Origin of the sequence: Nocardia brasiliensis IFM 10847 (assembly GCF_000710915.1) — a bacterium.
Taxonomy (GTDB): Bacteria; Actinomycetota; Actinomycetes; order Mycobacteriales; family Mycobacteriaceae; genus Nocardia; species Nocardia brasiliensis_A.
The window spans coordinates 1-25,421 of record NZ_BAUA01000184.1; the positions used below are offsets into that span (position 1 = coordinate 1).

The 25,421-nt window shown below is 67.8% G+C and carries 26 protein-coding genes and 1 pseudogene; 11 read left to right on the forward strand and 16 right to left on the reverse strand.

What is annotated here, in order from left to right:
* The 5 genes from NBRGI_RS35805 to NBRGI_RS35825 all read right to left on the reverse strand — a co-directional run.
* Positions 1–1,317, reverse strand: a 1,317-nt coding sequence (locus NBRGI_RS35805; RefSeq protein WP_029901602.1) for an MlaD family protein, incomplete at its 3' end; no start/stop codon positions are given.
* Between the two features lie 8 nt (positions 1,318–1,325).
* Positions 1,326–2,189: an ABC transporter permease gene (locus NBRGI_RS35810; protein ID WP_014988405.1), complete on the reverse strand. Its 864-nt coding sequence runs from the start codon at positions 2,187–2,189 to the stop codon at positions 1,326–1,328.
* Between the two features lies 1 nt (position 2,190).
* Positions 2,191–3,045, reverse strand: coding sequence for an MlaE family ABC transporter permease (locus NBRGI_RS35815; RefSeq protein WP_029901603.1), 855 nt, complete (start codon positions 3,043–3,045; stop codon positions 2,191–2,193).
* A gap of 19 nt (positions 3,046–3,064) precedes the next feature.
* The gene (locus NBRGI_RS35820; protein ID WP_029901604.1) at positions 3,065–3,253 is read right to left on the reverse strand and encodes a hypothetical protein; all 189 of its coding nucleotides are present in this window, start codon (positions 3,251–3,253) and stop codon (positions 3,065–3,067) included.
* Complete coding sequence (locus NBRGI_RS35825; protein WP_029901605.1) at positions 3,253–3,477, reverse strand: hypothetical protein; 225 nt, start codon at positions 3,475–3,477, stop codon at positions 3,253–3,255. The genes NBRGI_RS35820 and NBRGI_RS35825 overlap by 1 nt, the downstream gene beginning before the upstream one ends.
* 287 nt (positions 3,478–3,764) lie before the next feature.
* On the opposite strand from NBRGI_RS35825, the gene NBRGI_RS35830 reads away from it, so the two are divergent.
* A complete protein-coding gene (locus NBRGI_RS35830; RefSeq protein WP_029901606.1) occupies positions 3,765–4,673 on the forward strand; it encodes an oxygenase MpaB family protein in 909 nt (302 codons plus the stop codon).
* Between the two features lie 64 nt (positions 4,674–4,737).
* On the opposite strand, the gene NBRGI_RS35835 is transcribed toward NBRGI_RS35830, so the two are convergent.
* The gene (locus tag NBRGI_RS35835; RefSeq protein ID WP_029901607.1) at positions 4,738–5,868 is read right to left on the reverse strand and encodes a serine hydrolase domain-containing protein; all 1,131 of its coding nucleotides are present in this window, start codon (positions 5,866–5,868) and stop codon (positions 4,738–4,740) included.
* Positions 5,869–6,009: 141 nt separating this feature from the next.
* Here NBRGI_RS35835 and NBRGI_RS35840 point away from each other — a divergent pair, with 141 nt between their 5' ends.
* From NBRGI_RS35840 to NBRGI_RS35855, 4 genes are all read left to right on the forward strand, one after another.
* Entirely contained in the window at positions 6,010–6,831 is an 822-nt protein-coding gene (locus tag NBRGI_RS35840) for a carboxymuconolactone decarboxylase family protein (protein ID WP_029901608.1), read from the forward strand.
* Positions 6,832–6,882: 51 nt separating this feature from the next.
* Positions 6,883–7,578 carry a type 1 glutamine amidotransferase domain-containing protein gene (locus tag NBRGI_RS35845; protein ID WP_029901609.1) on the forward strand — a complete coding sequence of 232 codons (696 nt, stop codon included), beginning with the start codon at positions 6,883–6,885 and terminating at the stop codon, positions 7,576–7,578.
* 123 nt (positions 7,579–7,701) lie between these two features.
* Positions 7,702–8,574: an aldo/keto reductase gene (locus tag NBRGI_RS35850; RefSeq protein WP_029901610.1), complete on the forward strand. Its 873-nt coding sequence runs from the start codon at positions 7,702–7,704 to the stop codon at positions 8,572–8,574.
* 394 nt (positions 8,575–8,968) lie between these two features.
* The gene (locus NBRGI_RS35855; RefSeq protein WP_029901611.1) at positions 8,969–10,315 is read left to right on the forward strand and encodes a helix-turn-helix domain-containing protein; all 1,347 of its coding nucleotides are present in this window, start codon (positions 8,969–8,971) and stop codon (positions 10,313–10,315) included.
* 17 nt (positions 10,316–10,332) lie between these two features.
* Here NBRGI_RS35855 and NBRGI_RS48340 read toward each other — a convergent pair whose 3' ends face one another.
* The 6 genes and pseudogenes from NBRGI_RS48340 to mftA form a co-directional block, all read right to left on the reverse strand.
* Positions 10,333–10,494: a hypothetical protein gene (locus tag NBRGI_RS48340; protein ID WP_158439988.1), complete on the reverse strand. Its 162-nt coding sequence runs from the start codon at positions 10,492–10,494 to the stop codon at positions 10,333–10,335.
* Between the two features lie 123 nt (positions 10,495–10,617).
* Positions 10,618–10,836: an MbtH family protein gene (locus tag NBRGI_RS35860; protein WP_014988415.1), complete on the reverse strand. Its 219-nt coding sequence runs from the start codon at positions 10,834–10,836 to the stop codon at positions 10,618–10,620.
* 670 nt (positions 10,837–11,506) lie between these two features.
* Positions 11,507–12,970: a mycofactocin dehydrogenase MftG gene (gene mftG / locus NBRGI_RS35865; protein WP_029901612.1), complete on the reverse strand. Its 1,464-nt coding sequence runs from the start codon at positions 12,968–12,970 to the stop codon at positions 11,507–11,509.
* Positions 12,971–12,997: 27 nt separating this feature from the next.
* Entirely contained in the window at positions 12,998–14,398 is a 1,401-nt protein-coding gene (gene mftF / locus NBRGI_RS35870) for a mycofactocin biosynthesis glycosyltransferase MftF (protein WP_029901613.1), read from the reverse strand.
* Between the two features lie 230 nt (positions 14,399–14,628).
* Positions 14,629–16,185, reverse strand: coding sequence for a mycofactocin radical SAM maturase (mftC, locus tag NBRGI_RS35875; protein ID WP_081878369.1), 1,557 nt, complete (start codon positions 16,183–16,185; stop codon positions 14,629–14,631).
* 14 nt (positions 16,186–16,199) lie between these two features.
* A pseudogene (gene mftA / locus NBRGI_RS50010) lies at positions 16,200–16,274 on the reverse strand (mycofactocin precursor MftA); the annotation flags it as partial.
* 351 nt (positions 16,275–16,625) lie between these two features.
* Between mftA and mftR2 the strand changes: the two are divergent.
* Entirely contained in the window at positions 16,626–17,264 is a 639-nt protein-coding gene (gene mftR2 / locus NBRGI_RS35885; protein WP_228833046.1) for a mycofactocin system transcriptional regulator MftR2, read from the forward strand.
* A 61-nt stretch (positions 17,265–17,325) separates the two neighbouring features.
* A complete protein-coding gene (locus NBRGI_RS35890) occupies positions 17,326–18,381 on the forward strand; it encodes a ferredoxin--NADP reductase (protein WP_029901615.1) in 1,056 nt (351 codons plus the stop codon).
* Positions 18,382–18,385: 4 nt separating this feature from the next.
* Here the strand turns inward: NBRGI_RS35890 and NBRGI_RS35895 are convergent, their stop codons facing one another.
* From NBRGI_RS35895 to NBRGI_RS35905, 3 genes are all read right to left on the reverse strand, one after another.
* Positions 18,386–19,126 carry a DNA alkylation repair protein gene (locus NBRGI_RS35895; RefSeq protein ID WP_029901616.1) on the reverse strand — a complete coding sequence of 247 codons (741 nt, stop codon included), beginning with the start codon at positions 19,124–19,126 and terminating at the stop codon, positions 18,386–18,388.
* A 25-nt stretch (positions 19,127–19,151) separates the two neighbouring features.
* The gene (locus tag NBRGI_RS35900) at positions 19,152–19,913 is read right to left on the reverse strand and encodes a glutamate racemase (RefSeq protein ID WP_029901617.1); all 762 of its coding nucleotides are present in this window, start codon (positions 19,911–19,913) and stop codon (positions 19,152–19,154) included.
* Positions 19,914–20,018: 105 nt separating this feature from the next.
* Entirely contained in the window at positions 20,019–21,230 is a 1,212-nt protein-coding gene (locus NBRGI_RS35905) for an NAD(P)/FAD-dependent oxidoreductase (RefSeq protein ID WP_235211210.1), read from the reverse strand.
* Between the two features lie 154 nt (positions 21,231–21,384).
* On the opposite strand from NBRGI_RS35905, the gene NBRGI_RS35910 reads away from it, so the two are divergent.
* From NBRGI_RS35910 to NBRGI_RS35920, 3 genes are all read left to right on the forward strand, one after another.
* The gene (locus NBRGI_RS35910) at positions 21,385–21,744 is read left to right on the forward strand and encodes an SPW repeat domain-containing protein (RefSeq protein ID WP_029901619.1); all 360 of its coding nucleotides are present in this window, start codon (positions 21,385–21,387) and stop codon (positions 21,742–21,744) included.
* Between the two features lie 5 nt (positions 21,745–21,749).
* Positions 21,750–22,406 carry a TetR/AcrR family transcriptional regulator gene (locus tag NBRGI_RS35915; protein ID WP_148311087.1) on the forward strand — a complete coding sequence of 219 codons (657 nt, stop codon included), beginning with the start codon at positions 21,750–21,752 and terminating at the stop codon, positions 22,404–22,406.
* 101 nt (positions 22,407–22,507) lie between these two features.
* Positions 22,508–23,455, forward strand: a complete 948-nt coding sequence (locus NBRGI_RS35920; RefSeq protein WP_036562094.1) for a type IV toxin-antitoxin system AbiEi family antitoxin domain-containing protein — start codon at positions 22,508–22,510, stop codon at positions 23,453–23,455.
* 106 nt (positions 23,456–23,561) lie between these two features.
* Here NBRGI_RS35920 and NBRGI_RS35925 read toward each other — a convergent pair whose 3' ends face one another.
* The gene (locus tag NBRGI_RS35925; RefSeq protein WP_029901622.1) at positions 23,562–24,395 is read right to left on the reverse strand and encodes an alpha/beta fold hydrolase; all 834 of its coding nucleotides are present in this window, start codon (positions 24,393–24,395) and stop codon (positions 23,562–23,564) included.
* Positions 24,396–24,675: 280 nt separating this feature from the next.
* On the opposite strand from NBRGI_RS35925, the gene NBRGI_RS35930 reads away from it, so the two are divergent.
* Positions 24,676–25,344, forward strand: a complete 669-nt coding sequence (locus NBRGI_RS35930; protein WP_063726355.1) for a hypothetical protein — start codon at positions 24,676–24,678, stop codon at positions 25,342–25,344.
* Positions 25,345–25,421: the final 77 nt, after the last annotated feature.

The following is a 25,421-nucleotide window of genomic DNA, read 5'->3' on the forward strand; positions in this document are numbered from 1 at the left end:
CGGGGTCAGCAGCAGGTACTGCGCGGCGTTCGGCTTACCGCCGACGATCGCCGCCACCGCTTCCGTGCCCCGTAACCCCCCGGGGTCGACGGTCTCCGGCGCGCCGTCTTCGGCCGCGGCCGGCGCGGTGAGACCGGGAATCATGGGCAGCCCGGGAATCGCGGGGAGGGCGGGCAGCACCGGCTTCGGTCCGGCCGCGTCCAACCAGCCCGGCTGCTGCTGTGCCGGAAACTCCTGCGGGGGTGCGACTTCCGGAATAGAGGCGCCACCGCAGCGTGGCCCGGACATGCTGCCGTATCTAGGACAATCCGCCGCGGTGTACTGCTGAAACGGCGTGAACGACACGTCCATCTTCCACACCATCTGACGACTCGGTCCGAACGAGAAGACCGAACGCAGCTTCTGCAGCGAGACGTTGAAATTGGCCGCCGTCTCCGGCAACGCCGACGGATCCTGGGCCAGGCTGCCGAACAGTTCACCGACCCCGGAGACCACCTCCTTGCCCGCGTCGGGATTGCGCGCGAACAGCGAATTCACCGAATCGACCGCGCTGCCCGCGTTGGTCAGCAAGGCGACGAGCTGCTCGCGCCGCTCGGTGAGCGTGCGGGCGGTGGTCACCGAATCCGACAGCACGCCCACCAGGTCCGGCGCGGAAACGCTCAGCGCGGTGGCCGCCCGGCCGAGGTCGCCGAGCAAGTTGCCGACGCCGGGAACGGCGTGCACCTCGGTGAGCCAGCGGTCCAACCGCTCGATGGTCGAGCCGGGCACCCGCGCGGCCGGATCGAGCGCGTCGGCGAGCGTGGCGAGTACTCGGCCCAGCTTCTCCGGCTGGATGTGGTCGAGCACGTCGCGCAGCACGCTGAGCGTGGTCTGCAACTGGACCGTGCCCTCGCTGGTGTCCTCCGGGATCTCCGCCCCCGCCCGCAGGGTCGCGGTGCCGCGGCCGTTGTCCACCAGCTCGATCGCCGTCACGCCGAAGATGTTGGCGGGAATCACTCGCGCGGTGACCTGCGCCGGAATCATCCCGGCGACAGTGGGTTTCAAGTCGAGTTCGGCGCGCTGGCGCTCCCCCTTCGCGACGACCTGCACCTCGGCGACCGAACCGACGATCATGCCGCGGAACTTCACGTCGGCGTGCGCGGGCAGGCCGTCCCCGGTGCTGGTGAGCAACGCGACGACGCCGACCTTGTCCTCGAACCGGCCGGTGTAGCGCAGCCCCAGCAGGTACAGCAGCACCAACACGATGGCGGTCAGCGCGAGGCCGGCGAGCGAGAGCTGCCGCGCGCTCGGACCGCGTCCACTGGGGTCGATGAGCATCGCCGCCCCTATCCCGAGATCCGGAATCCAGGGTCGATACCCCAGATCGCCAGTGTCAGAAACAGATTCGCGAACACCATGACGACGATGACCATCTTGATGGCCCGGCCCGCCGCATGTCCGACGCCTTCCGGGCCGCCGGTGGCGACATAGCCGTAGTAGCACTGCAGGAACGTCGAGATCAGCACGAACACCATCACTTTGAGCACCGAGAAGAACACGTCGGCGCCGTTGAGGAACTGGAAGAAGTAGTGGTCGTAGGTACCCGCCGAGGTGCCGCCGAGAAACAGCACCGACAGCTTCGTCATCAGATACGCGACCGCGAGGCCGACGCTGTACAGCGGGACGATGGTCAGGGTCGCCGCGATCATCCGCGTGCTCACCAGATACGGAAGTGGGCGGATCGCAATGGATTCCAGCGCGTCGATTTCCTCGGAGATGCGCATCGCGCCCAATTGCGCGGTGAAGCGACAGCCCGCCTGGATAGCGAAGGCCAGCGTCGCCAGGATCGGCCCGATTTCGCGGGTGGTGGCGAAGCCGGAGATGGCGCCGGTGAGCGGGTTCATCGTGAGCAGATTCAGCGCAGTGTAGGACTCCATCCCGACCGTGATGCCGCCGAAGCCGCACAGGATGACGACCACGCCGACCGTGCCGCCGCCGACGATGAGCGAACCGTTGCCCCACCCCACGTCGGCGGTGAGCCGTAGCACCTCTTTGCGATAGTGCTTCAGCGCGAACGGAATCGCCGCGATCGCCGCGACGAACGTGATGGCCTGATGCCCGGCCCGCTGATTGGCCCGCACTGGCCCCTGCGCGGCCGCGCCGATCAGCCGCAGCGGTCGCAGTGCGGGCGGGGTGTACCGCGAACCCATCTCAGAGCACCTTCGCCGGGAACAGCGTGTTGTACACCTGGGTGATGATGATGTTGGTGGCGAACAGCATCAGCGCCGAATTGACCACGGCCGCGTTCACCGAGTTCGCGACCCCGCCGGGTCCGCCCTTGGTGTGCAGCCCGATATCGCAGGCGATGATCGCGGTGAGCGCCCCGAAGATGGCGGCCTTCACCAGCGCGACGATCAGATCGTTCGCGACGGCGAAGGAGGCGAACGTGCTGATGAACGAGCCCGACGTGCCGCCCTGGGCATAGACGTTGAACAGATAGCCGGTGGCGAAGCCGACGAACACGACGAACCCGCACAGCAGCATGCTGACCAGCACCGCGGCCGCGAGTCGCGGGGCGACCAGCCTGCGGATCGGATCGACGCCCATCACCCGCATCGCGTCGATCTCCTCCCGGATGGTGCGCGAGCCGAGATCCGCGCAGATGGCCGAGCCGACCGCACCGGCGATCATCAGCGAGGTGACCAGCGGCGCGCCCTGCCGGATGATGCCGAGACCGCTGACCGCACCGATGAACGTGGTCGCCCCGACCTGACTCACCAACGCGCCCAATTGGATCGAGACCACGACGGCCACCGGAACAGCGACGAAGACCGTCGGCGCCGCGGACACGTTGGCCATGAACGCGCACTGCTTCACGAATTCCTGGAACGGAAAGCGCCGGGCCGCCAGCGCACGGACCATCTCGACGACGGCGTCACGGCCGAGCCGCACCTGTCTGCCCAGGGTTTCCAGCGACCGCTGCGGGTGGCGCTGCCACAGGCCACGCAGGTCGTCGATGGCCTTTTCCAGATCAGTCCGGTCGGGTGGTCGTTCGGTGATGGTCACAGGAATTGCCTTTCCGGCCTCATGCGGTACCGCTCAGCTGCCGCTCGAGCAGGACGAGAAGAAGGCCGAGCACCGCGATGCCCGCCGCGACGGAGCTGAGCACGGCGAGCCAGAGCCCGAAGCGCAGCACCGGATTCACCCGCCGGCGTCCGCCGAGGATCTGCACGGTCAGCACCAGTACGTCGATCAGCCGAACCAGGATCATCATCAGGTCATGCACACATTCGAGAAGGTGAGCACGGGCCAGCACACGATCGAACCCAGGAACGAGACGACCACGTCGATGCCGTGCATATTCCGTAGGTGGCTGGTGTGCGTGAGCGTCCAGACGACGCCGATCAGCCCGTAGGGAACGGCGAGAATGATCAGGGTCCCGAGGAACTCCGAGACCTTCATCTCGTAGCTGAACAGCCGATCCAGCTTCTCGAGCATGCGTGTCCTTTCGCGTGCCGACCGAACGTCACCGGCCCCACACGTGCGCCCGCAGAGATCCGCCGTTGGATGTGGCCGGCCGCCGTGCGGTCCGGTATGGGCGGCTATGTTACGCACGATTCCGGACTCAATGGAAGGGTTTGACGAAGATTGGCAGCCGGTTCCGAAACGGATAATTGCACGCACATCGGGTACGTTGACGATGATCCGCGCGCAACTTAAGTTATCTGTAGTTCACAGATTGTTATCGGGACGCCGAGTCGATCCAGCCTTGGGAAGGACTCCCTATGACCGCCGCCGCCCACTCCCCGGATCAGCACGATGTCGCCCCGCTGCCCAAAGAGCGCACCAGAATTCCGATCGGCTCCGCGCATCGACCGGTCCGCAAACGCCCGATCACGCTGACCGATGCGCTGGACTTCTGGTCCTTCGCCGGGGCAGCGGCCAATGTGGCGATGCAGATGGCACGGCCGGGCGTAGGGTACGGCGTCGCCGAGAGCAAGGTCGAATCCGGGGCGCTGATGCGGCATCCGTGGAAGCGGGCCAGGACCACCACGCAATACCTCGCCGTGGCGATCCTCGGCACGGAGGCGGAGCGGCGCGCGTATCGTGAGGCGGTGAATGTCGCGCATCGGCAGGTACATTCGGCCCCCGGCGCCGCGGTGAAGTACAACGCGTTCGACCGTGATCTCCAATTATGGGTCGCCGCATGCCTTTACATCGGTTTCGAGGACACCTATCAGCTGCTGCAGGGCCGCATGAACGACGAGCAGGCGGAGGCGTTCTACGCCACGTCGTCGACCCTCGGCACCACGTTGCAGGTGACCGAGGAGATGTGGCCCGCCACCCGAGCGGATTTCGATCGGTACTGGAACGAAGCCTGCGGTCGGGTCGCGATCGACGAATTCGTCCGGAGCTACCTGGACGACCTGCTCGAGCTGCGCATGATCCACTGGTATCTGCGGCTCCCGTTCCGGAACCTGTTGAAGTTCTTGACCATCGGCTTTCTCGCCCCGGTTTTCCGGGAACAGCTCGGCGTCGAGTGGACCGCCGCCGATCAACGCCGGTTCGAGCACCTGTTCGTCTTCGTCGCCTTCGTCAACAGATTCATCCCGCGCTTCGTCCGGCACGGCGGCACGCACGCCCTCATGGCCGACGTGCGGCGCCGAATCCACAAGCACAAGAACCTGATCTGAGCGTGACACCGTCGTCCGGGCGGCGCACCACCCGGACGACGGAGACCCCTCGATCAGGCAGGAATCATGGGCAGAGCGCGTCGCTGAGCAGGTCGATGAAATCAGGGTCGGACTTCGGCGCCTTGTTGAAGGTGTAGGTCACGGCCCGGCCGTCCGGGGTCGCGCCGGACAGCGTCAGGAAGCCGTAGATACCACCGGTGTGTCCGACATATTCCGCACCGCAAGGCAATCGGGTCGACCCGAGCCCGAGTCCGTAGGACATGTCGACGGCCTCGTCGCCTATCGGCACACCGGCCCGCATCTGTTGCAGTTCGGTGGCGGGCACCACCTTTCCGGCCAGCAGCGCAGTGAAGAAGCGGTTCAGGTCGGCGCCGGTGGACACCATCGCGCCGGCCGACCACGGCACCGACGGTTCGATGCGCGACACTTCGGTCACCACGCCGTCGATCTCGGCGTAGCCGTTCGGATGCGGACCGCGGATATCCCGCTCGCCGGGGCCGGGCAGGTAGGTGTCCGACAGCTCCAGCGGAGCCAGGATCCGCCGCTGCAGCTCCGCGACATACGGTGCGCCCGTGATTTTTTCGATGAGCATCCCGGCGACGATGTAGTTGGTGTTGCTGTACTCGTAACGGGCGCCGGGCGCGAAATCGGCGGGCATGGTGAGCGCGATCGCGAGCTCCTCGGCCGCGGTCATGGTGCGGTTCGCCAGCGCCGCCCGGTACTCGTCGATTCGGGGATCCCTGGTGAGCTCGGGCAGCCCGCTCTGGTGCCGCAAGACCTGGCGTACCGTGATCGCCCGCCCATCGATGCCCGGTCCGGTCAGCAGGCCCGGCAGGTAGGTGTCGATCGGCTCGTCCAGCCGGACCTTGTCCTCGGCGACGAGTTGCAGAATCACCGCGGCGGTGAAGGTTTTCGTGATACTGCCGATCCGGGTGCGCTGCAGCGGCTCGGCGGGCATCTTCGCGTGCGTCGCGGTGTCGGACTCGCCACTGGTGAGCACCGCGGTCTTACCGTCGCCGGTGACGGTCGCGATCGCGCCGACGCCACCCGCCGCGACGATGGTGTCGATATTCTCCTGGACGGCACGAATCCTGTTGTCCGACAGTGGCTCTGCCGGGATCGGCGACGATTCCGACGAGCATCCGACAAGTAGTCCGCCAGCGACGACAACGGCGGCTAGCGGGGCGAAGCGCATACCCGCAACGGTAGGTAAGCGACCGGTGCACGCACATCCGGGACGAACCCGGAGATCGCCCCTGAGGACCGGTCCCCATCGAGGATGAGAAGCCTCGCCAGGACTTGCGTTGGAGCGCACTCCAACTTTTACAGTCCTCCCATGACCACGATCCAACAGCCCACCGGGGACAACGACCGTTTCGAGCGCGGCTTGGCGCTGCTCAAAGAGATCGGCGGGCCCGACGGTCCCGCGGTACTGGAGAGCCTGGGCGATATCGCCCCCGACCTGGGCCGGCTCACCGTGGAGTTCGGCTACGGCGATATCCTGTCCCGTCCCGGACTGACCCTGCGCGAACGCGAGTTGACCACGGTCGGCGCACTGGCCGCGCTCGGGCACGCCGCGCCGCAACTGCGGTGGCATATCAACGGTGCGCTCAACGTCGGCTGCACCCGCACCGAGATCGTCGAGGTGCTGATCCACGCCAGCGTCTACGCGGGGTTCCCGGCCGCGCTGAACGGTCTCACCGCCGCCGAAGAGGTCTTCGCCGCCCGCACCGATCTGCCCGACGAGCCGACCCCCGCACCGGCACCCACCGGTGCGAGGTTCGAGCGGGGCACCGCCGCGCTGTCCGAGATCGACGGCCAGGCGGGCGAACAGGTCGTCGCCGCATTGCAGGACATCGCCCCGGACTTCGCCCGGCTGCTCGTCGAGTTCTCCTTCGGCGATATCTACGCCCGGCCCGGGCTCGACCTGAAGACCCGCGAAATGGTGACCGTGGCGATGTGCACCGCGCTCGGCGTCGCACCCCAACTAGGGGTGCACGTCCACGGCCTGCTCAACGTCGGCGGCAGCGAGCAGGAGGTGGTCGAGGTCCTGATCCAGATGGTGGGTTACGCCGGGTTCCCGGCCGCACTGAACGCAATCGCGGTGGCGCGCACGGTCTTCGCCGAGCGCCGCAGCCATCGAAATGCCGATGCCTGATATCGGCGATCCCATTGGCTACCTTCCGTACCCGTACCTAGGGTCGAAGACATGGCGAAAATACTGTTCGTACTGACCGGTGCCGACCACTGGACCCTGGCCGACGGCACGCTGCATCCCACCGGCTTCTGGGCCGAGGAGTTCGCGGTGCCCTACGAGGCGGTTAAGGCGGCCGGCCACGAGATCGTGGTCGCCACCCCCGGCGGTCTCGTGCCACCGGTGGACAAGGGCAGCCTGGCCGCCGAGTACAACGGCGGTCAGGACATCGCCGACAAACGGGCCGAAACACTCGCGAACGCCGTCGAATTGCAGCGACCCACCGATCTCGCCCAGGTCGACCTCGCCGACTACGACGCGGTCTACTACCCGGGCGGGCACGGGCCGATGGAAGACCTCGCGGTGAACCGCGAATCCGGCGAACTCCTCACCGCCGCACTGCGATCCGGCAAACCGCTCGCGGTGGTCTGCCACGGTCCGGCCGCCCTGCTCGCCGCCACGAATGCCGACGGAACCAACGCCTTCGCCGGCTACACCCTCACCGGTTTCACCAACGCCGAGGAACGGCAGGGCGGCCTGGCCGACAAGGCCAAGTGGCTGCTCCAGGACCGGCTCGTCGAACTCGGCGCGGATTTCCAAGAGGGCGAGCCGTGGGCGCCGAAGGTGGTGGTGGACCGCAACCTGATCACCGGCCAGAATCCGGCGTCGTCCGCACCGGTCGCCGCGGAGCTGCTGAACAAGCTGGCCTGAGCGGCCACGGGAATCGTCGGCGGGGCCGAGACGTTGGTCGCGATAGTGACGTCGTCACGTCTGGTCCGCAGTAAGGCTCGTCCGCTTTTTCGCGTAATTCCCCTTCGGAAGGAACCGCATCATATGAGCATCGACCTCAACGCCCGGCCCGCCGCCGCGTCCGGGACCTTCGCGATCGGCGCCGATCTGCCCGTCCATCGGCTCGGTTTCGGCGCCATGCAACTGACCGGTCCGGGTGTCTGGGGTGATCCCGCCGATCCCGACGAGGCAGTGCGGGTGCTGCGCCGGGTCGTCGAACTCGGCGTGAACTTCATCGACACCGCCGACTCCTACGGCCCGTTCGTCAGCGAGCAGCTCATTCGGAAGGCCCTGCACCCATACCCCGACGACCTCGTGATCGCCACCAAGGGCGGGTTCACCCGCAGCGGTCCCGGCGATTGGCGGGCGGTCGGCCGGCCCGAGTATCTGCGCCAGCAAACCGAACTCAGCCTGCGCCACCTCGGGCTGGACCGGATCGATCTCTACCAGCTGCATCGGATCGATCCGCAGGTGCCGCTGGCCGACCAGTTGGGCGAGCTGGCGCTGCTCCAGCAGGAGGGCAAGATTCGCCACATCGGCCTGTCCCAGGTGAGCGTCGCACAGCTGGCGCAGGCGCGCGAGATCGCCACCATCGTGTCGGTGCAGAACCTCTACAACCTGGCAAACCGCACCGACGAAGACGTGCTGGACTACGCCGAACGCGAGAACATCGCGTTCATCCCCTGGTACCCGATCGCCACCGGAAAGTTGGCCGCACCCGGCGGTCCGCTCGATGCCATCGCCGAGGAGCACGGCGCTACGCCCGCGCAGTTGGCGCTGGCCTGGCTGCTGCGCCGCTCGCCGGTGCTGCTGCCGATTCCGGGGACGTCCAGCGTCGCGCACGCCGAGGAGAACACCGAGGCGGCGCGGATCACACTGACCGACAAAGAATTCGAAAGTCTCGCCGCGGCGGTCTGAGTCACCCTCGCGCGAGTCCCCCGAAACTGGGCAGTCCCGACGGAGACTGTCCAGTTTTGTTTCTCGCGGCTCGGCGATTGCCGGAACCGCTTTGCGCGCACCACAATTCCCCGAGATACCGGGGGAAATGCGGCATTGTTCACCTCCACGCAATGTCGGTGCACCCGGCACCGAAGGCGCCAACCGGAATCGCGCTCGACACGGATGGATCAGGCCGTGCCGGGACCGCGCGCTGGATTCCGGAATGCCGGCGCCCTCGTGAGGGTTTGGGCAGAACCCCGGCGCCGGGTGCGTGATTCAGCGTGCACGTTGCGATTCGGTGGATAACAGTCCCGAATGCGGTAATTGCGGGTAGTTTCCGTTTGTATCAGCCTGGTGCGAGGAAGCGGGACCTATGGTTGAGATCGACTGGACGGGCGAGGATGTCCGTGCGCTTCGCGCCGCGATGCGGCGAAGCCGGTACGAATTCGCGCGTCTGGTGGGCGTCACCCCGCGCACCGTTGTCCTGTGGGAAAACGGCCGGACGAATCGGATGCATGCCGCCAGCCAGCGTCTGCTGGACAAGGTTGTGTCCGATGCCGATCCGGCCGTCGTCGCGCGCTTCGAGCGGACTGTCACGGCAGGTCGGGGCTCCGGCTTCGACCTCGCGGACTCCGACCCGGCGCCCGATCCGCACACCCAGCTCGGTAGGGACATCGGGCTCGACAAGGAAGTCGAGGATGACGACGTGAGAAGGCGAGAGTTATTGGCCTGCATCGGGGCGGGCCTGACCGGCCGGGCCGCCGAGTTGATCGCGAGCGAGCCGGAGAAGATGCTGGCCACCCTGGATGCGGGGTCGATGAGCGAGCGCCGGCTCGGCTTGCTCGAGCACTCGGTCGACGAACTCGGCAAACGGGTGGTGCATCTACCGCCGCACGAACTGCTGCACCCCACGCTGGAGCAGTTCCGCACGGTCCGTGGCGCGCTCGCCCAGCGGCAGGCGACCCATCATCAGGTCCGGCTGGTCCGCACGGCGGGACGGCTCGCCAACGTGGTGGGCGAAATCTTGTTCAACGAAGGACATTTCGGACAAGCCCGGATGTGGTACGGCACGGCGATCCATGCCGCGCAGGACATCGGCGACCGTTACTCGGAGGATATCGCGCTGGCCGGTCTCGCGTATCTGCCGACCTACAGCGACAAACCGAAGGAGGTCCTGAACCTGCTCGGCGGGCGGCTCGACGATAATCCGGCACACGGGCCCGCGGTGGCCTGGCTGTGGGGAATGGCGGCCCGCGCGCACGCCAGCCTCGGAAATGCCGACCAGTTCGCGCGGTGCATCGAGAAATCCGCCCGCGCATTGGAAGATATTGACCAGCAAGAACTTACGGTCGGGATCTTTTCCTATCGACCGGAGAAACTCGCGTTCTATCAGGCGATCGGCAACGCGCGACTCGGCCGCGCCGGCGAAACCGCGAAAGCCGCGGCCCGCGCCCTCACCCTGTACGACCCGCGAGAAACAATGGAGCCCGCGCTCGTTCGCTTCGAGCACGCCACCGCGTTGCTGACCGCGGGTGAGATCGACGAAGCGTGTTCCATTGCGACACAAGCGATCACCGGGAACAACACCTATATCGGATTGACTGTCACCAAGCGCGCCAAGCAGTTCGACACCGCACTGTCCGGCTTTCGCGGGCGCGCGGTCACGGGCTGGCGCCAGCACGCCCGGTCGGTGCTCGAGGCATCCCGAACCAGGGCCTGACGAACCGCCCCGGGCCGTTATGAATTCGTTGCATCCTGCGGGCGGGCGCGGCGCATGACACCGTTGAGCCAACCGCTGATCTGTTGTGTCTGCGCGGGTGTCGGGCGGCCGGACTCCCAGCGACGGGCGGCTGCGATCAACGTCTCCGGCAGCGTGGGGTTGATCCGTTGATTCGTCATACGTACATGATGCACTGGGGCGCAGCAGAGTACGAGCAGGGGGCGAGGTGCGTCGACCGGCAGGGGGGGATGGGAGCCGACGCACCCCGCCTATATGGGTGGTTTTTCGGGTTCGGCGCTACCTCAGGAGGTTTCGTTCGACCCGGCTTCGATGAGTGACTTGGGACGCATATCGGTCCAATGGGTTTCGACGTAATGCAGGCACGCTTTGCGGGCCGCCGCCCCGTAGGCGATCGTCCAGCCGCCCGGTACGGCCGCGAAAATGGGCCATAACGAGTGCTCGCCGTCGGCATTGATCAAGACGTAGAACTGGGCGTCGTCGTTGTCGAAGGGGTTGTTCATCCGGTTTCCTAGCTTCCTGGTCGGGTCAGGGTTTTCGGGGGTCAGGTGCCTCGGCGCGCTCCCGCGGGGTGGTGCGGGCGCGATCGCGCCGAAACGTGAAAGGAACACCACGATCCGCGCGGGCTGCGCGTCGCGCGCGGGTGTGCGCGGCAGACGAGCGTGGCCCGGACGGGCGGAACTGTGGCGAGTGCGACGAAGCGCTGTGACGGCCATCGCGGCCGGAATCCCCGCCGGTGCCGAACCTTCCCTGAGTCCGGCACCGGCGAAGCCTGACGCAGCTGCCCGCCTTCGGCGCCGAGGAACCGTCGATCCGGTTCGGCCGCTGCTTGGTTCAGCCTACTGGGGGCGACCGACATTTCCGGCGGTTCGGGACACAAGCCGGTGCGGATCGGGCCGGGTGACGGAGTCGGGAACGGCAACCGCGCCGAACGGCGCTGGGCCGGACCGGTTGTGGTGAGCTGTACCCCCGACGGATACAGCTCACCGGGCATGCCGCAGCCCCACTCCGTATGTAGCACCAGAGCCTCCTCGAGCGGCAAAACAACAGCTGGCCGATGCCCCAGCGGGCAGGCATGGCGAACATTAAACGCTTGCCCCAATAAATGGGGGCGTTTTCCTTTAAACACCGGGACGGTCGACCAGTTCGCTACGTCGCGGCCCGGATCTCGTCTCAGGTGGTGAGATGAGCCGCGGCGTGTTCGGCGATCATCACCACCGTCGCCTGCGGCCCGCGACTCAGCGGCACGGGGACGACAGACAGGTCGACGATCGAAAGGCCGGTGACGCCGTACACCCGGCAGCGCTCGTCCACGACCGCTCGCTCGTCGTGCGGCAGGCCCATGCGGCAGGTGCCCGACAGATGTTGCGAGGTCGCCAGGTTCGCGCGCAACCAGCCATCGGCCTGTGCGGGCGGCCGTGGCATCGGGTCCGTCCGCGGTTGCGCCGCCATGCGATGCAGCAGGTCCATCGCGATGCCGACCGCCGTGCGCAGCCGGGCCCGATCGCGCTCGGCGCGCAGATGACCGAGCCGGATATCCGGCGGGGTCGTCGGGTCGGCGGCACGCAGACGCACCGAGCCGGCGGACTCCGGTCGCATCAGCGCCAGCCCGAGCCGATACGTACCCGGCGTGAAAGCGACCGTATAAGGCCGGAATTCGAGGTCGTCCAGTGCCAGCGCGTACTCCAAGGCGACGGCCGCCCGCGCCGGTGCGGGCCCGCGATATTCGAGACCGATTTCGGGATGGTCGGTGCACCAGGCTCCGACCGGCGCAGGCTGCACCACCGGAATTCCCGCCGCCCGCAGCTGTTCGGGATCGCCGACACCCGAACGCAGTAGCAGCGCCGCGGTTTCGATCGCACCCGCGCAGAGCACGATCCGATCGGCCCACACCGTTTCGGTCCGACCGGCGCGCAGCACTTCGACGCCGACCGCACGGGGACCGCGAAAAACAATGCGAAGCGCCGAAGTATCACCGTGCACGGTGAGATTCGGCCGATTCAGCGCGGGCAACAGATAAGCGAGCGCGGTACTGGTGCGCACCCCGCCGGCGATATTGCAGGGCACCCGACCCACGCCGTCGGCGGCGGCGGGCGCGTTCAAATCGGAAAGCAGCGGAAATCCCGCGATCGCACAGGCGTTGGCGAATTCCTCGCTCAGTGGTACCGGATCGGTGGTGCGCCGCACCGGAATCGGGCCGGCGCGACCGTGCCAGCGTCGGTCACCGAAATCCAGATCGTGTTCCGAGCGGCGATACGCGGGCAGTACCGCATCGAAGGACCACGTATGCGCACCATTCAATACCTGGCTCCACGCCGCGAAATCCGCGGGCGCGGCACGCACGAAATAGCTGCCGTTCACGGTGCTCGAACCGCCGATCGCCCTGCCGCGCACGATATTTCCGGTCTGCTCGGCGCCGTCCGCCGCAGCCAGCGAAACCGGATAGCGCCACAGCCACGGGGCGTCCGCCTCGAGCGGCAGCCGCGTGGCGTCGCGCAATCGTGCCGGAAACTCGGCGGGTGCGCGCCACACCGGGCCCGCCTCGAGCAGCCGCACGGTGTGGTCCGGGTGCTCGCTCAGCCGCGCGGCGAGCACGCAGCCCGCCGTGCCGCCGCCGACGATGAGCGTGTCGGTCATCCGCCGTCCGATCGAGCCGCCGGCGAATCAGTGCGACGGTGCAGTGGGTTTCAGCGATTCCGGGCTGCGGGCACGGAAGGCGCCGACCCAGAGCCCGGTGCCGTAGGCGATATCGTCGAGCCGCTTATAGGCCACATAGCGCACCGGATCGAGGCCGCCGGCGTCGCGATGGGTGAACCAGTCGGCCAGGCCGTCCGCGACGGCCATGGTGATCGCGATGCGCCGAATTCGCCTGGAGGCCAGCATCGCGAGCAGCGTCACCGGCCAGTAGTGCCGGCACATCGCCGAGGCCAGCCGCCACAGCCCGGCGAAGAAGCCGCGCGAAAGGTAGATCGCGGCGATCCGGGTCGGGTTGTCCAGCTCGGCGAACACCCGGCGTAGTCGCACCAGTGCGGTCGCCAAGGTGACCAGCCCGCCGAGCAGGCCCCACCTGGACTTGGTGGCGAAGAGGAAGGCCGCCAACATGGTCCACGACGGCAGCGACAGCGGCGAGACCATCCCCGGGTGCCGCTCGCCGAGCGGCGCGGCGCCCGTGCCGTAGAACATCTTCCGGCCGAACCAGGCGCGGAAGGACACGCGGTGGTCGTGCGCGACGTGGGCCGCGGGCTCATAGCGCAACCGCCAGCCCGCCTGCTCCAGCCGCCAGCACAGATCGACATCCTCGGCGACCTGCATCGACTCGTCGAAGCCGTCCTGTGCGAGCAAGGCGCGGCGGCGCACGAGCAGCGCGGCGCTCGGCACGTAGGACACCATCCCGTGCGACTGCACGGCCGCCTCGCGCCTGCCCAGATCCAACGAGGAGCGGGTGTGCTCGTAGCGGGCCAGTGCGTTGGACTCCGGGTCCAGCGCGACGATCCGTGGGGCCACCAGCGCCACCTCCGGATCGCTGAAGTGCCCGAGCATCACCTCGAGCCAGCCGCTGCGCGGCACCACGTCGGAATCCAGGAAGGCGACGAAGTCGGTTGTCGCGGCCTTCAATCCGGCATTGCGCGCGGCCGCCGGGCCCTGCCGCTGATCGTGGCGCAGCACGGTGACCCGGCATCGGGTGCCCCGATCGCGCGGGATGTGCACCGGCTGGTCGGAGCCGTCGTCGACCACGATGACGTTGTGGCCACGCAACGCCGCGAGCAGCCGGGCCAGCCCGTCCGGGTTGTTGTACAGCGGCACAATGACGGTGACGTCCTCGGGCGAGGGCAGCAGACGCGGACGCGGGTTCGCGACACCGGAGTCGAGCAGCCGTCTGGCAACGGTCGCGGACTTCGGCCCGGTCACCTCGAGGTACCCGTCGCCGATCATCTCGGCGGCCTCCGGGGCAAGTCGCAGCAACCGGGCGGGAGAACCGCCGATCAGTACTCGCCCTCCGGAGTATGCGCGTACCCGTGGATCAATCCGCACCCCGAATCCGTCGGGCAGGCGATCATGGCGCATTCCTGGCATGCTAGGCGGAGATTCGCGAACAAGCATCATCAGTCCGGTTAAAAGGACAGAATTCCGCACGAATCGGGCCCGCCGGCACGCCGCGACGGATATCGCCGACAAAGTTGGCGCGGCGCATTTCACACGATTCCAGCATTCGGCAACGCGACGGCAATCGGCCGGTCGAAACCGGAACTCGACCGCCGCGCGTTCGGCAGCACACCACTGGCAATTGCCCTCGCTTAAGCCAGCGGACTCTCGTCACAGGCGCGCGCCGGGCGCCGTTCAGGTGAAAATCCGCTCGGGCGCGTCACCGACAGGGTCAACGGCACGGGCGCGGGTTTGCGTGCGCCGGCGCGTGGTGTCACGCGCCGCGAGTGATCGACCGAGGAGCGCGGGATCAGCCGCGCCGGGTCGGCCAGCGCCGCCTCGCCGTACCCCTGGACGCATTCCGGGTCCGGTCCGTCGGCGGGCAGGCCGGTGAAGAACTTGGCCGCCATGCAGCCGCCGCGGCACGAGTCGTAGTGACTGCACGACGCGCAGGCGCCGCCACCGCTGGGCGCGCGCAGCTCCGCGAACAGCTCGGACTCCTGCCATACCGTACGAAAACCGCCGTCCGCCACCACGTTTCCGGCATGGAACCGGTCATGGATGGCGAACGGGCAGGCGTACACGTCGCCGAGCGGGTCGACCAGGCAGACCACCCGCCCGGCCCCGCACAGGTTCAGCCCGGGCAGCGCTTGACCGAACGCGGACAGGTGGAAGAACGAGTCGCCGGTGAGCACGCCCTCGCCGTTGCGCAGCAGCCAGTCGTAGAGCACCCGCTGCTGCTCCTGGGTCGGGTGCAGCTCGTCCCACACGTCCGCGCCGCGCCCGGACGGCCGCAGCCTGGTCAATCGCAAAGTCGCGCCGTATTTTTCGGCGATCGCCCGGAACTCGTCGAGCTGACCGATGTTGTGCCTGGTCGCCACGACGGACAGCTTCGCATCGCGGAAGCCGGCCGCGGCAAGGTTCTCCAGCGCGCGGATGGCCATCGCGTACGAACCCGGCCCGCGCACCGCGTCGTTCACCGCCGCGTCCGCGCCGTCCAGCGAAATCTGTACGTCGACATAGTCACTCGCGGCCAGCCGGGCGGCCACCTCGGGCGTGATCCGAACTCCGTTGGTGGAGAACTTCACGCCGACGTGGTGCGCGGTCGCGTAGTCGACCAGTTCCCAGAAGTCCGGGCGCACCGTGGGTTCGCCGCCGCCGATGTTCACGTAGAACACCTGCATGCGCTCGAACTCGTCGATCAGTGCCTTGCACTGTTCGGTGCTGAGCTCGCGCGGATCCCGCCGGCCGGACGAGGACAGGCAGTGCACACAGGACAGGTTGCAGGCGTAGGTCAGTTCCCAGGTGAGGCAAATCGGTGCCGCCAGGCCGGATTCGAACCGATCGACCAGCGGCACTGCCGCGTCGGACGGCGGGACCACCCCCGCCGTCGACGGTGCCGCGCTCACAGCAGCGGCGGCGGCGGGCGTCCGCGTAGCAGCGGCGGGCGCCTCGATGATCATCTCCGAATCGACCAGCTGTGTCAGCGCTTTCACATACTGCGCGGAATTCTCCGCCGTGATGCCCGCCGCGCCCAGGGCCGCCCGCGCGGACTGGTGTGCGGGCAGCGACCGCACGATCTCGACGATCCGCGGACTCTTCAGGAAGGAGAGTTTGCGGGTGCCGAAATGGTAGAGCAAGGCACCGAACGGTTCCGGGCGCAGCGCCACCCGGGGGTGCAGCTGCCATCGGTCGTCGAGATCGAACATGGTCGTTCCGCCTGTCAGTAGACGCCGCACATACCGTCGATGGAGACCTCTTCGATGAGGCTCTCCTCGACCAGCGGTGCGGTGTCCTCGCGCGGTTCGGTGGTGCCGACCGTGCCCGAGTGGTCGGTCTCGGCGTGTCCGTTGGCTCCGTATTCCGGCATGTCTACCTCCGAGCAAGCATCCGGTGGCTACCCGATGTAGCCCCGGTCACACGATAACGTCATTCGCTGACAAAATGGAACACGTTCTTGTGCACGACTTCGCCGCCGCAGGCAGAACGGCCTGCCCGCGCCCGCGTCGATCGGCCGGAGTCGGTCGTCACCATTGCGACGGAGTCACCCGCACACCGACCCGGGCGCGGCCGCGCCCTCTAGACTTCGGAGAGAAAGCAGCTGAACAGGACGGGACGGGCGACAGGCGCCCGCGGTGGTAGAGGTGGCATGGGAGTCGGACGAATGCAGGCGAGCGGGGGCGGCAACACTCTGTCGGAGTCCGAGATCGTCGAGGCCGCGCTGCGAGTGGTCCGCGAAGACGGCGTGGAGAAACTGTCGATGCGACGGCTCTCCCGCGAACTCGGAGTTTCCCCGATGGCGCCGTATTACTACGTCGCGGACAAACGCGAGCTGCTCGACCTGGTCGCCACCGCCGCACTCACCGGAGTGCGCACGCCACCAGCCGAATCCGGCCCGTGGCAGATCCGGCTACGCGATCTTATCGACCAGATCGACGAGAAGCTGCGCAAGCATCCCGGCCTGGGCGACGTGCTGATCGAGCAGATGCTCGGCAAACAGCTCGACCTGATCGCCGCCATCATGGAGATCCTGTTCGAGGCGGGTTTCAACGACCGCAACGTGCTGGCCGCCTATGCCACCATTCACACCTACCTGTTCGGCCGCAGCCGGGTGAACCCGCGCGACCGCGCGCCGCTGTCGGATGTCGCACTCCCGAATGCCGTCGAACGTGCCACCAAGCACATGGCCGACCTGCGCGGGAAGTACGCCTACGACTTCGGCATGGAGGTGCTGATCGCCGGGCTGGAGGCCCAGCTTGTCCGGCAGCCGACGTCCGACGTACGATAAAACTGAAACACGTTCTAGTTTTGGCGCCGAGTAGCGCCTGCGCCCGGTTCGAGAGGACGACATGACTACCGTCGAGGTTCCACACGGCTCACGTTCGGTCGTGCTGCGGGTAGCAGCGGTCATCGCGGAAACGCCCGATACCTGTTCGCTGATCTTCGAGGTGCCCGACGAACTCGCCGAGCGGTTCCGCTACCACCCCGGCCAGTTCCTGACCCTGCGCATCCCCAGCGACCTGACGGGCTCGGTGGCGCGGTGCTACTCCCTGGCCAGTTCGCCGTTCACCGACGACCGCCCGAAGGTCACCGTCAAGCGAACTGCCGGCGGCTACGGCTCGAACTGGGTGTGCGACAACGTGAAAGCGGGCGATTCGCTCGAACTGCTGCCGCCCTCAGGTGTTTTCACGCCGAAGGATCTCGACGCGGACCTGCTGCTGTTCGGCGCGGGCAGCGGCATCACACCGGTGATGTCGATCCTGAAATCGGCGCTCGCGCGGGGCAGCGGCCGAATCGTGCTGGTGTACGCCAACCGTGACCACGAATCGGTGATCTTCGCCGACGAACTGCGCGACCTGGCCGACAAACATCCGCAGCGCCTGACCGTGATCCACTGGCTCGAGCATCTGCAGGGCCTGCCGACCGCCGATGCGCTGGCCACCCTGGCCTCGCCCTACCAGAGCTTCGAAGCGTTCATGTGCGGGCCGAAACCGTTCATGGACCGGGTGCACGACGCGCTCGCCCAGCTCGGCGTGCCGCGCTCGCGCACGCACGCCGAAGTGTTCAATTCCCTTGCGGGCGACCCGTTCGCGGACCAGGCGCCGGTCGAGGTGTCCGACGCGGAAGCGGCCGACGCCGCCACGGTCGAGGTGGAACTCGACGGCGAAGTGCACGAGCTGTCCTGGCCGCGCAAGCAGACCCTGGTCGACATCATGCTGGCAAAGGGCCTGGACGTGCCGTATTCCTGCCAGGAGGGCGAATGCGGGTCGTGCGCGTGCACGGTGCTCGAGGGCAAGGTGGAGATGGACAACGCGGAGATCCTCGACCCCGAGGACATCGAGAACGGCTATATCCTCGGCTGCCAGGCACATCCGGTGACCGATCACCTGAAGATCCAGTTCTGATCGCTCAGCGCGCGCGATAGTGCGCGCGCACCGCGGGATCGAGATGTTCGGTCGCATAGCTGAGTGCGGTGCGACCGAGATCGGCGGCGTGCTTGTCCAGGAAGCCGGTGAGCAGGCGCTGATCGATCCGCTTGCCCACCTCGCGCAGCATCCAGCCGAGGGCCTTTTGAATGAGGTCGCGGCGATCGTCGAGCAGCCGCTCGGACAGCTCGAATGTGGTTGTGGCGTCCCCGGATTTGATGAAGGCAAAGGTCGACAGCAGCGCGACCCGCCGCTCCCACAGCGAGTCCGCGGCGGCCAATTCGAACAGCAGCTCGCGTGGTTTGTCCAGCAGCCACGGACCGATGATGTTCTCGGCGGACACGTCGACCAGATCCCAGTTGTTCACCCGGCCCCGGCGCACGGCGGCCAGATAGCGGTCCACCATTTCCGCGCGGGCCGCGTCGTCGAAGGTGCGCGGCTTGGACGCCTTGGCGAACCGGGCATTGAGCACGACCAACCCGGCGAGACGGTCCTCGTGCACCGGACTGTCCAGCAGCAGGTCGATCTCGTCGAGGGATAGTGCCGCAAAGCGTTTCGCGACGCCGCGGGTCGCCGGGACGCGCACGCCGATGAACACGTCGCCCTCGCCGTACTCACCGGGGCCGGTCTTGAAGAACCGTTGCAGATGGATCGCATCGGCGGGATCGGCGATCTCCCGCAGCGCGGCTTGCACCGCGGCCGCGGTCTGCGGGCCTTCGGTCATCGCGGACACCTCCCGGCGGGTCACTTCAGCCCTGGGCGCCCAGGATCCGGCCGGATTCGAAAGCCGCAGCGCTGGCGGGCAATTCGCCGGGCCTGCCACTGTTTCGGACCAGCACCGCGCCGTTGCCCGGCGTCGGGCGACCGAGTGCGTCCATGCGCCGGATAGTCTGCGCGGCAACGGCTTGCGCGCTGTCGAAGAGCCGGACGCCGTCGGGCAGCGCGGCGACGATGGCATCGATCACCAGCGGATAGTGCGTACAGCCGAGTACGACGCCTTCGACGTCGTCGGGGGTCTCCGCGACCGCCCGCGCGATGGACTCGCGCGCACCGACCAGGTCACCGCGGTCGATCGCATCGGCCAGACCGTGGCAGGCCACGCCGACCACGTCGGCGTTGCCGCCGAACTTCGCGATCAGATCCGCCTGGTACCGGCTGGCGGTGGTGGCCGCGGTGGCCCAAACCGCCACCGAGCGGCAGACGGCCGCGGCCGGTTTGATCGCGGGCACGGTGCCGATCACCGGCACATCAGGACCGACCTCCGCGCGCACATGCTCCAGGGCGGTGACGCTGGCCGTGTTGCACGGGATGACGATGACTTCGGCGCCCAGCTCGATGGACATCCCGGCGGCCCGGACCACGCGGTCGATCGTCCACTGCTCCGGCTTCGGCCCCCACGGCGCGCCGTCCGGGTCCAATTGCAGCAGCAGATCCACGTCCGGCCGCAGCTTGCGCAGCCAAGCGGATGTGGGCAGCAAGCCGAGACCCGAATCGATGAGCGCGACGATCACATCGACAACCGTATTACAGGGCCCGGACACGGTGCCCACGACGGCGGCTCGAGCGGCAGGCGGGCGTGTGCCCCGCGCCCCTCGGCGGCACCGGACGACCACCGCTCAGCTCGGCGTGAGCAACTCCGAAACCGGTGCGCCCGCGGCGATCTTCGCCCTGGTCTTCATGACCTGTGCCGTGGTGCCCGCCCCGACCACACCGGTCAGCCTGCCGTCTCTGGAGTAGTAGGCGAGGAACTTGCGGCCGTCGTCGACGGCCACGTCGACGTCGTCGGTCGCGGCCGGCGTGCCGAGCGCCTGGATCTTCACGTCGTACTGGTCGCTCCAGAAGTACGGCACCCGGGCCGCGGTCGGCGCGGCGGCGCCGAGCAGCGCGCAGGCGACCAGCCGCGCCTGCTCGCCCGCATTGGTCCAGTGCTCGATCCGCTTGCGGTGTCCGGCCCCCTGTTGCCAGGCGGCGACGTCGCCGACCGCCCAGACCCCCTCCGCCGAGGTGCGCCCCACCTCGTCGGCCAGCACCCCGCCGCCCGCCGCCGGATCGGCGAGCGCGATGCCGGATTCGGCCAGCCACTCCGTCACCGGACGCGAGCCGACCCCGATCACCACCAGATCGGCGGCCACCTCCGTGCCGTCGGACAGGATCGCGCCGCGCACCCGCTCGCCGTCCGCGAGCAGCGTGTGCAGCCCCACCCCGCAGCGCAGGTCGACGCCCTCGGCACGGTGCATCCTGGCCACCAATTCGCCGACCCGCTCGCCGAGCACACCGGCCAGCGGCGCCGGCTGCGGCTCGACCAGCACCACCGCGACGCCGCGCGCCCGGAAACTGGCCGCCAGCTCGCAGCCGATGAAACCCGCGCCGATCACGAGTGCCGTTGTCGCCGTCGCCAATTCGCTACGCAAGGCGAGGGCGTCGGCGTGGCCGCGCAGCACGTGCATACCGGTCAGGTCGGGCAGCCCGGGCAGCCGGCGCGGACGCAGGCCGGTGGCGATGATCAGCTGTGCGTAGTCGAGGGCCGTGCCGTCGGCGAGACGCACCTGCCGCGCCGCGGTGTCCAGGCCGACGGCCTCGATGCCGAGCCGCACATCGATCTGCTTCTCGGTGTAGAACTCGTCGGGACGCAACGTGGTGTCGTCGGTTTCGCCACGAACGAACTGTTTGGACAGCGGCGGCCGGTCGTAGGGCAGGCGCGGTTCGTCGCCCAGCAGGACGAGCGCACCCTCGTATCCGGTACGGCGCAATTCCTCGGCGGTGCGCAAACCGGCCAGGCCGGCGCCCACGATCACGATCGGCGCGGTGTCTGTTGCTGAAGGTGCCACGCAGCTCACCCTAACGGTTGCTTGGTGCGCTGCCGGAGTGAGCCCGATCACTCGACAATCGCGGTGCAATCGTAGCCGAACCGATATTGATCGGGCGGTCAATCAGGTCTATACCCAGAGGTAGGACATAATCCTGAGCCCTAGGAGGCACACCATGTTCACCGAAAGCCGCGCACAGGACTTCCTGGCCGTAGTGCTGGGCGTCTTCGCCGCGCTCTCACCCCTGTGGCTGGAAACCACCGACAAAGCGATGTGGTCGCTGATCGTGCTCGGCGTGCTCATCGCCCTCACCGGGCTGGCGCAGATGTACCGGCCCGCGATCGGCGCGAACGCCGACTACGCGATGGGCCTGTTCGGCGTGCTGCTGTTCATTTCCCCGTGGGCCATGGACTTCAGCGATTACCGCGGCGCATCCTGGACCGCATGGGTAGTCGGGGTAGTGACGGCGGTGGTCGCGGTAGCGGCGCTGCCGACGGTGTCGGGACGTCTGCACAGCACGGCGCCACACCACTGATGCAGATGCCGAAACCCGGTCGGCGGGCCGCCCGCCGACCGGGCAAGGAACCCGCCGCCGGGCGTCGCCGCAGCGCGAAAGTGGACGGTGACGCCCGGCAACTCATCTTGGACTCGGCCGAGCAGCTCTTCGCCGAACAAGGCTTCGACGCCACCGCCACGGCGGCCATCGCCGGTGCTGCGGGCGTGCCCAAAGGCCTTGTCTTCTACTACTTCCCGACCAAGGATTCGATCCTGTCGACCCTGATGGCCGAGCGGGTCCCCGCCCACCCGATCGAAGATATCGGCACCGTGGTGGCGCCCGGCGATCCCGCGGCCAGCCTGGTCGCGCTGGACGCGGCGCTGAACCTGCGCGACCACCACTCCTCGGTGCTGCGGGTGATCATGTGGCGCGAGGCCGACACCCACCCCGACGTCCGGCGCCAATTGCGCCGTCTGCGGGATCAATTGCTCGATGTCACCGCACGAGTACTACAGGCCAGCGCGCCTGCCCCGGTGCGGCCCGGCACCCTGCGCGCCTGCGCCGCCGCGTGGGTCTCGGCCATGTTCGCCATCGCCAGCACCGATCGGCTGCACGCCCTCGACGGCGTGCCCCTCCCCACCGCCGACGAGTTGCTCAACGTCGCTCAGGTCGTCGCCGCCGGGATGACCCAGCTCGGCTGAGTTCGCGAAGTGGGGATCGAAAGTTATGCACAGGGTGCGTGTTATCCCCAATTGGGGAGCGACGGGTGGTTTCCGGGAGCCGGGTGGTTCACGATCGCGGTATGGATGCACCGCAACTGATCTCGCGGCAGCAGGCGCTGGCGGCGGGGATCTCCGATAGTGAACTGCGCAGGCGTTGCCTGGACGGATCGTGGTGGCGGGTGCGGTCCGGGCGCTACGTCAACGCGCCCGAGCCGGGGCTCACACCGGCGGGCCGCCATCTGGTGCTCGCGCTCGCGACCTGCGAGACGATGTCGGAAGACGCTGTAGCCAGCCATTGTTCGGCCGTGGTGCTGCACGGCGTCCCGTGCTGGTCGATCCCACTGGACCGCGTGCACTTGACCCGCAACCGGATCAACGGCGGGCGCGTCACCAATCAGTTGGTGGTCCATTCGGCACAGCTGACGCCCGACGAGATCACCATCGTCAACGGGCTCCAGGTGACCACCGCGCCCCGGACGGTGATCGACATCGCTCGCTCGGCGAGTTTCGAGCAGGCCGTCGTCATCGGCGACAACGCGCTGCACCAGGGCCTCACCACGGCGGATGAACTGCAGGAGTACCTTTCTCGCGCGCGACATCGCCGGGGAGCTCGACGGGCCGCACACACCATCGACTTCCTCGACGGTCGCAGTGGAAGTATCGGGGAGTCGCGGAGTCGCGTGGCTTTCCGTGAATGCGGACTGCCCGCGCCCGAGTTGCAGGCCCGGGTTTTCACCGACGACGAAGTCTGCGTGGGCCGGGTCGACTTCCTGTTCCCCGAGCTGGGGGTGATCGGGGAATTCGGCGGAAAGATGCAGTGCCACAGCGTATTACGAACACTTGGACAGTCGGCGATCGCCGAAAGGAACCGTGCAGATCGACTCCGGGCGCTCGGGTGGATGGTGGTGCGCTGGTCTTGGCACGACCTCGCGGACCCAGCGCACCTGGCGCGCCGCATCCGGGCAGCGGGCCGGGCGGCTGCCTACGGCCGCCGGGTCGGCCGCTGGACGCCTAGTCCGCGTATCTGAGCGCGGGGCAGGGGTTCCCGCACCCCTTCCGTCTTCCCGCACCCCGACTTGCCGGGGACACGCCGCGGACCAGCTCGGACAGGTGCGGGAACCGGGACTGACCGACTCAGGGCGTGAGCGGGGTTCGGGCGGTGAGGAATTCAGTGATGTCGGGAGCGAAGCGGGGGTGGCGGGTTACGCCGGTGTGGCTGGTTCCGGGGTAGATGATCAGGCGGGAATCGGGGATGCCGTCGGCGGTTCGCCGGAAGTTCTCGGTGCTGTAGCCGGCGTCCCGTTCACCGCCGAGAACGAGGGTGGGGACGAGGATTTCACCGAGCCGGTCGGAGAGATCGAAGTCGTCCTCGGCACGCAGGAAGGCCAGGGTGTCCGCCGGGTTCTTCGGGCGTGCCAACGGATCGATCAACCACATCGCCGCACCCGCTACCCGCGCCAGGATCGGCGAGGAGACAGTGGTCGACGCCATGTGATGCAGGGCGCGCCGACCGGCGAAAGCCGCTTCGCCGTAACGGATCTGGCTCTCCTTCGCGAGCGGATCCAACCGGTAGCCCGAGGACGCGACGATCAAACGGCGCACTGCGGTCGGATGATCCACCGCGAGTTGCAGCGCCACCGAGCCACCCGACGACACACCGACCACATCCACGGGCTCACCGAACTCGGCACGCAACGCGTCCGCGTGCTCGGCGGCGATATCGGCCATCGTCGTGCCGGCTGCCATGCCGGGCGCCCGGCTTACCGCGTACACCCGGAAGTGCCTGGCCAGCGGTGCCAGCATCTTGATTTCCGAATCCCGCATCCAGCCCCGCGGGTTGGCATGGTCCGGCGTGAACCACCGCAAAAACACCAGCGGACGTCCGGCCCCCATCGCCAGATAAGGCATGCCGTGCCGCAACGCCCCCTCGGTGACATCGAGCTCCGCGGCGAGGCTGGACTTGCTCATCGTTTCCTCCGGATCTGCTGATCATCGCTCCCCGTCGACGCTAACCAAAACACCGACATCCCGCGATAACCCCCGAGGTCATCGTTCCCCCACCCCTCATCCCACCCCCCGACATAACCCCTTGCGCCACAACGACCTCCCAGACATCGAACGCCCCACAGCAGCCTTGCAAGTCACGACTGTGCGAGACCGCTCAGAGCGCTTGCGAGTCACGAATGTGCGAGGCCGCTCGGAGCGCTTGCGAGTCACGGATGTGCGAGGCCGCATTAGGGTGGCGGGCATGCGTATTGCGGCACTGGTTGCCCTTGTTTTGGCGCTCAGCGCCTGCTCCCAGTCCACCACCGGCCGCCCTCAGGCGGCCGAGGACCATCCGCCGGCGAAGACGACCACCGCCGCGCCTTCCCCGACCGCCTCCAGTCGCGAGGGGCAACTGAAGGAGCGCATCGCCTGGGTACGGGCGGGCAGCGCCGCCGACGTCGGCCAGTATCGCTCCGTCACCACCGAGGGCAGGCCTGCCACCGCACTGAACGGCGATATCGCCTTCACCAGCCCGTCCGGCAAGATCAGTTGCATCACCGGGACCGAGTACGGGATCGACGGACTCAACTGTGTCGTCAAACTGAAGAGCCCGATACCGAAGCCCGGCGAAGGTTTCGGCAACTGGGACGGCGGCTACGTCAACTACACCGGTACGAAACTGACAGTCGGCCAATTCCGCGGCGACCCTGGTCTTTTCATCAACGGCAACGGCCAGACGCTGCCCTACGACAGCACCCTGACCTTCGACGACTACACCTGCCGCATCGCGACGAGCGGCCTCACCTGCGTCAACCCGACCGACCGCAGCGGCGTACAGATGAGCGACGACGGCATCGTCGCGCTGGGCTGTCTGCGGGAAGTCCCCGCAGCGCAACGCGAAAGCTCGGTCGGCCAAGCCTTCGGCTGCTGAACCACGCCGCGGTCCGCTGACCGAACCACCCTGCCCATTCCCCCGCTGGCCCCGACCCGGCGGGGTTAGGGTGGCGG